General features: G+C 68.5%; 6 protein-coding genes. 3 read left to right on the forward strand and 3 right to left on the reverse strand.

The window, feature by feature from the left end:
• From BLR05_RS25300 to BLR05_RS25310, 3 genes are all read right to left on the reverse strand, one after another.
• Positions 1 to 416, reverse strand: a 416-nt coding sequence (locus BLR05_RS25300) for a contractile injection system protein, VgrG/Pvc8 family (RefSeq protein WP_279616046.1), incomplete at its 3' end; no start/stop codon positions are given.
• A 229-nt stretch (positions 417 to 645) separates the two neighbouring features.
• Positions 646 to 2001, reverse strand: coding sequence for a sulfatase family protein (locus tag BLR05_RS25305; RefSeq protein ID WP_092840537.1), 1356 nt, complete (start codon positions 1999 to 2001; stop codon positions 646 to 648).
• Between the two features lie 24 nt (positions 2002 to 2025).
• Positions 2026 to 3006 carry a Bug family tripartite tricarboxylate transporter substrate binding protein gene (locus BLR05_RS25310; RefSeq protein WP_092840546.1) on the reverse strand — a complete coding sequence of 327 codons (981 nt, stop codon included), beginning with the start codon at positions 3004 to 3006 and terminating at the stop codon, positions 2026 to 2028.
• An 88-nt stretch (positions 3007 to 3094) separates the two neighbouring features.
• Between BLR05_RS25310 and BLR05_RS25315 the strand changes: the two genes are divergently transcribed.
• From BLR05_RS25315 to BLR05_RS26325, 3 genes are all read left to right on the forward strand, one after another.
• Positions 3095 to 3715, forward strand: a complete 621-nt coding sequence (locus tag BLR05_RS25315) for a MarR family winged helix-turn-helix transcriptional regulator (RefSeq protein ID WP_092840540.1) — start codon at positions 3095 to 3097, stop codon at positions 3713 to 3715.
• Between the two features lie 64 nt (positions 3716 to 3779).
• Positions 3780 to 4910 (forward strand): uroporphyrinogen decarboxylase, encoded by a 1131-nt coding sequence (gene hemE, locus BLR05_RS25320; protein ID WP_092840543.1) that lies wholly within the window; start codon positions 3780 to 3782, stop codon positions 4908 to 4910.
• A gap of 65 nt (positions 4911 to 4975) precedes the next feature.
• Positions 4976 to 5233: a hypothetical protein gene (locus tag BLR05_RS26325; RefSeq protein ID WP_143016040.1), complete on the forward strand. Its 258-nt coding sequence runs from the start codon at positions 4976 to 4978 to the stop codon at positions 5231 to 5233.
• The last annotated feature ends 467 nt before the right edge of the window (positions 5234 to 5700 follow it).

Consider the following 5700-nt stretch of genomic DNA (forward strand, 5'->3'; position numbering starts at 1 on the left):
TAGTCCCAGGCCCGGTAGGCGCGCGTGAGCTTCAGTTGCAGCGGGTAGCCGTAGCGGCCCAGCACCTCCTGCACGATCTGCGGGACGGTCTTGAACTGGAAGATGCGGAAGTCCTGCCGCCGCGTGGCCACCCACAGCCAGGGCTGCAGGCGCAGGTGGTACGAATACAGCCGATGGTCCTGCCCCTGCATGCCGAAGCGCGTGACCAGGCCGTCCAGGTACCGCTTGCCGCCGCCCTCGGTCTCGATCTCCACCGTCGCCGCCCGGCCCAGCAACGCCTTGGGATCGATGTCCCGACCCTCCGAGAGCAGATCGATGTCGAAGGAGAAAAGCTGGCTCAGCTCCTCGCTGCCCCGCAGCTGCCGGAACTGCAGTTGCTCTCCCAGGGGCGTCTGGATGGTGACGCGGCGTGTCATTGTTATGGCTGCAGCCCTCTCGTTGCTGCAGAGTCAAGTTGAAACGCGGCGGATGATAGGTCTGCTGAAACAAAAACTCGACAGCCTATTAATAAAAAATTTGTTTTTAAATGTTAATCCAAGATCCATCCACTATGCCATTCATGCCTGTATTAACAAAAGTCATGAAACATATTAATAATCCGCACCCCAACTTCTCTGCCGCAACCGTCACTGCTTCCAGTGAAAATTACCTTTGCGGCATATCCTTTTCCGTGTAGCAAAGACTCACCGTCGCATCCCCCGGAATCGCCGGCATGGTCGCCTCCCACGCTTCCCACGCCTGCACCATCTCCGCCAGCCTCGTGGGCTGCAGCGGCGCCAGGTTCGCCCGCTCGCGCTCGTCCTGCGCCAGGTTGAACAGGTAATCCACGCCATCCACCCGCAGGTATTTCCAGTCGCCATGCCGCATGGCGCGCTGGCCGCGGTGGTTCATGCGCCAGAACAGGGGGCGGTCGGCGGTCCAGGCGGCATCGTGCAGCAGCGGGGCCAGGGTCTGGCCGTCCCACGGATGGTCCGGGTGCGGCTGCGCGCCGCCCAGTTCCAGCAGGGTGGCGCTCCAGTCCATGGTCAGGCAGGGCTGGGCGCTGGTGCCGCCGGGCGGGATGGCTGCGGGCCAGTGGGCGACCCAGGGCACGCGGATACCGCCTTCGGTCAGGTCCATCTTGCCGCCGACCAGGGGCCAGTTGTCGGAGAAGCGTTCGCCGCCGTTGTCGCTGGTGAAGACGACCAGGGTGTCGTGCTCCAGGCCGTGGGCGCGGAGCGTGTCCATGATGCGGCCGATGCCCTCGTCCATGTGGTGGACCATGCGGCGGTAGGTTTCCACGTTGCCGCCGGCCAGGTGGTAGATGGCCTGCCTGCTCTCGCGCAATTCGCGCGCCAGGGCCTCGTCGTCGCGGGTTTCCCAGGGCCAGTGGGGGGCGGTGTAGTGCACGCTCAGGAAGAAGGGCGTGACCTGTTGCGCGCCTGCGGCCATGCGCGCGATGTAGTCCACCGAGTGGTCGGTGATGAGGTCCGTGAGGTAGCCCTCTTGCGCCTTTTCCTCTTCGCCGAACCAGAGGTCGTGCGTGCCATTGGCGCCGCAGTGGGTGAAGTAGTCCACCCCGCCGGACATGGGGCCGAAGAATTCCTCGTAGCCCGACTTCAAGGGGCTGAAATGCGGTGGGTAGCCCAGGTGCCATTTGCCCATGAGGGCGGTGCGGTAGCCGGCGTCCTTGAGCAGCGAGGGCAGCGTGGGGTGGGTGGGCGGCAGGCCCAGGCGGTCGTTGCCGCGCGTGGCTGTGCGGATGGGCTCCTCGGCCGCACCGCGCAGGCGGTACTGGTAGCGGGCCGTCATGAGTGCGAAGCGCGTGGGCGAGCAGACCGGCGAGTTGGAATAGCCCTGGGTGAGCTTCAATCCGTTGGCGGCCAGGCGGTCCAGCACGGGCGAGACGGGGCCGAAGGCGGCATCGCGCCCGCCGTAGCACCCCAGGTCGGCGTAGCCGAGGTCGTCGGCCACGATGAAGAGGATGTTCGGTCTCTGCGGCTTCTGTGGTGTCTGCGGCATCGTGTCGTCTCCTTCGGGGGCGGCTCAGGGGCGGTAGCCGGATTCGCGGATCACGGGCTCCCACTGCCTGCGGTAGGCGGCGATGCTCTGGCGCGTCTGCGCGGGGGTGCTGACGACGGGGTCCAGGTGGTTGTCCTTGAACTGCTTGACTACTTCCTTGTCCTGCATCACCTTGAGGATGGCCGCGGCATAGCGGTCCACCTGCGCGGCGGGCATGGAGCGCGGCGCGAACAGGGTGTTCCAGCCGGAGGCGGCCAGGTCCACGCCGGATTGGCGCAGCGTGGGCACCTGGGGCAGTTCGGGCAGGCGCTGCTCGCTGGAGACGGCCAGCAGGCGCAGTTTGCCGGCCTCGTGCTGGGGCTGCAGGGCGTCCAGCGTGTCCACGGCCACGGGGATCTGGCCGCCGATCAGGTCGGTCATGAGCGGGGCCGATCCGCGGTAGCCCACGGCTTCGGCGGCGATGCCGGCCTTCTGCCCCAGCATGAGGGCGAAGAAGTGCGGCAGGCTGCCGGTGGCGGGCACGCCGATGTTGGCCGAGCGCGGGTTGGCGCGCATCCAGGCCAGCAGGTGCTGCATCTCGCGTACGGGCACGGCGGCGCCCACCGCCACGCCGAAGACGTAGTTGTTCACCTCGCTCACGGGCACGAAATCCTGGTCGGGCTGGTAGCCCACGTCGCTCACCACCAGGGGGGAGACGACCATCACCGCGGGGTTGGCCAGCAGCAGCATGGGCTGGTGGGGCGGCGCGTTCTTCACGTACTGGGCGGAGATGCGGCCGCTCGCGCCGACCTTGTTCTCGACGATGACGGGGGTGCCCAGCAGGCGCTGCAGCTTGTCGCCGACGATGCGCGCGACGCGGTCGCTCGATCCGCCGGGGGCGTAGCCGACGACGATGCGCAGCGGCGCATCCTCCGCCAGCGCGGCGCCTGCGCCCAGGGAGGCGGCGGCGCCCAGCAGGGCCGGGCGGGCCAGGGTGTTCAAGAGGAATTCGCGGCGCAGGGTCATGGCGGTGCACTCCATCGGCAGGGATGGCTGCCACTGTACGCAGCGGCGCGACAATTGTTCAAATCAACCCCGATGAGGACATTCCCGCATGGCGACGCGCCCCTCCCGTCCTGCCGCACGTTCCGCACCCTCCTCCCCATCCGGGGAGTCCGGCCCTTCCGCGGGCAACCCGCTGGCCGCGCCGACGCAGCCCGGCGACCTGCTGCTGTACCGGCTGGTGAAGCTGGCGGCGGCGTCGGGCCGCCTCGTCACCCGCCTGTGCGAGCGCAGCCACGGCATCACGCGCCGCGAGTGGGGCGTGGTGATGTGGCTGGCGCAGGAGCCGGGGCTGCAGCCTTCGGTACTGGCGGTGCGGCTGGAGCTGGACCGCGCGCGGGTATCGCGGGCGATCGGCTCGCTGGAGGACAAGGGCCTGGTGCAGCGCAAGCCCCTGGCGGACGGCGGGCCGGCGGGGCTGCACCTGACGGAGGCCGGCGCGCGGCTGCACGCCGCCCTGTGGCCGGAGGTGCGGGCCATCAACCGGGACCTGGCGCTGAGCCTGGACGCGGAGCACCTGGACGCCCTGGACCGCAGCCTGGCGCGGCTGCAGGAGCGGGCCGCGCAGCTGGAGCGGCAGCCGGCGGGCGCGGCGCCGTTTCCGCCGCGCAGCGGGGGGGCGCGGGCCGGAGCGCGGCGCGGCGCTGCACCGGGCGGCGGGCCGGCGGCTTGATCTGGGGCAAGGCCGGCCGGGCCGCGGGCCCGGGGCGGCGGCGGGCCCTGCGACAATGCCCGCCATGAGTTTCGCCCCGCTCCAGAACGACACGTTCCTGCGCGCCTGCCGGCGCCAGGCCACCGACTACACGCCCCTGTGGCTGATGCGCCAGGCCGGCCGCTACCTGCCGGAATACAAGGCCACGCGCGCGCGCGCGGGCAGTTTCATGGGGCTGGCCACGAACGTGGATTACGCGACCGAGGTCACGCTGCAGCCGCTGGAGCGCTTCCCGCTGGATGCGGCGATCCTGTTTTCCGACATCCTGACGGTGCCGGACGCGATGGGCCTGGGCCTGACGTTCGCCGAGGGCGAGGGCCCGCGCTTCGCCCGCGTGGTGCGCGACGAGGCCGCGGTGGACCAGCTGGCCGTGCCCGACATGGAAAAGCTGCGCTACGTGTTCGACGCCGTCACCTCCATCCGCCGGGCGCTGGATGGCCGCGTGCCGCTGATCGGGTTCTCCGGCAGCCCGTGGACCCTGGCCTGCTACATGGTGGAAGGCTCTGGGTCAGACGATTACCGGCTGGTGAAGACGTTGATGTACTCCCGGCCGGACCTGATGCACCGCATCCTGGCGATCAATGCCGATGCGGTGGCGGCCTACCTGAACGCGCAGATCGACGCGGGCGCGCAGGCGGTGATGGTGTTCGACAGCTGGGGCGGCGTGCTGGCAGACGGTGCTTTCCAGGAGTTCAGCCTGGCCTATACCCGGCGCGTGCTGGCGCAGCTGAAGCGCACCGGGGTGGACGGCACCGACGTGCCGCGCATCGTGTTCACCAAGGGCGGCGCGCTCTGGCTGGAAGACATGCAGGGCCTGGATTGCGAGGTGCTGGGCCTGGACTGGACCGCCAATCTGGCACGGGCCCGCGCCCTGGTGGGCGGAGCGGTGGGCGGACCGGGCAAGGCGCTGCAGGGCAACATCGACCCGAACGTGCTGTTCGCGCCGCCGGAGGCGATTGCCGCCCAGGCGCGGGCCGTGCTGGACAGCTTCGGCGCCCCGCACACCGACCGGGGCACTTCCGGGCCCACGCACATCTTCAACCTGGGCCACGGCATCAGCCAGCACACGCCGCCGGAGCATGTCGCCGCCCTGGTGGAGACGGTGCACGGCCACTCCCGGGCGATGCGCGCGACGGCGGGCACGGACCGCGCCTGAGGCGGGCAGCCGTCCGCCGGCCCGGCCGTATGGCGCGCGGCCGGCACCCGGCACAGCCTGGACTTATGCACATCGCCGGCACCACGGCGGTGCATCCGTGCCGCGCGCGATCGCCCAGCACGATGGCGCCGAATATTTCTTCGGGCCGCGCCAAGTCGTTGATTCATATGGGAAACCGGGCCCCTGCCGAATTTCCGGGCAGCGTGACGGAAACACGTGTTATCAAGGGCCTGCGCGCGGTACGCAGTGGATATCAACAAAGTTATCCACAGAAACTCTGGATTTCTCCAAAACCCTCGGAAAATCAAGCACTTGGCGGGTGAACCGGAGGCAAAACCACACCAGGAAGGCCCCTCTACCACAATCCAGGGCCCTGCGGAACTCTTGACAAGGCCACTTATGCACATTTCAGCGCATGCAGCGCTGCAGCAATCCACAGGCCGGGGTAACAGGTTGAACTTGAAACAGTTCGCCCAACATCCTTGATTCACAAGGAATTTTTCGTCACCCTGAGACCCACGGAACATCGGAATGCGGGGGAGCTGTGCACCGCCTGCCCCCTGGATGTCCCCGGATGCCCACAAAGTTATCCACAGATCTACCAAAAGGGAACCTCTCACAACCCCTGATCCGAGCCCAGCATCAAGGCTATCCGCACACATTCACCTGCTTCGGGAGCGCGATAGCAACTGCCCTGGGGACGATCCCCGTGCTCAGGGGCCTTTCGGCCCCAGCGACTCATGCGTTCGCCGTGCGCGGGCGCACCTGTGCCTTGCAGGCGCCGCTTTTG

The sequence above is a fragment of the Paracidovorax cattleyae genome (assembly GCF_900104515.1).
GTDB lineage: Bacteria > Pseudomonadota > Gammaproteobacteria > Burkholderiales > Burkholderiaceae_C > Paracidovorax > Paracidovorax cattleyae.

Excerpts from the sequence above, each read along its gene's own strand:
- BLR05_RS25305 (WP_092840537.1), bottom strand. The coding sequence starts at position 2,001 with ATGCCGCAGACACCACAGAAGCCGCAGAGACCGAACATCCTCTTCATC.
- BLR05_RS25310 (WP_092840546.1), bottom strand. The coding sequence starts at position 3,006 with ATGACCCTGCGCCGCGAATTCCTCTTGAACACCCTGGCCCGCCCGGCC.
- BLR05_RS25315 (WP_092840540.1), top strand. The coding sequence starts at position 3,095 with ATGGCGACGCGCCCCTCCCGTCCTGCCGCACGTTCCGCACCCTCCTCC.
- hemE (WP_092840543.1), top strand. The coding sequence starts at position 3,780 with ATGAGTTTCGCCCCGCTCCAGAACGACACGTTCCTGCGCGCCTGCCGG.
- BLR05_RS26325 (WP_143016040.1), top strand. The coding sequence starts at position 4,976 with ATGCACATCGCCGGCACCACGGCGGTGCATCCGTGCCGCGCGCGATCG.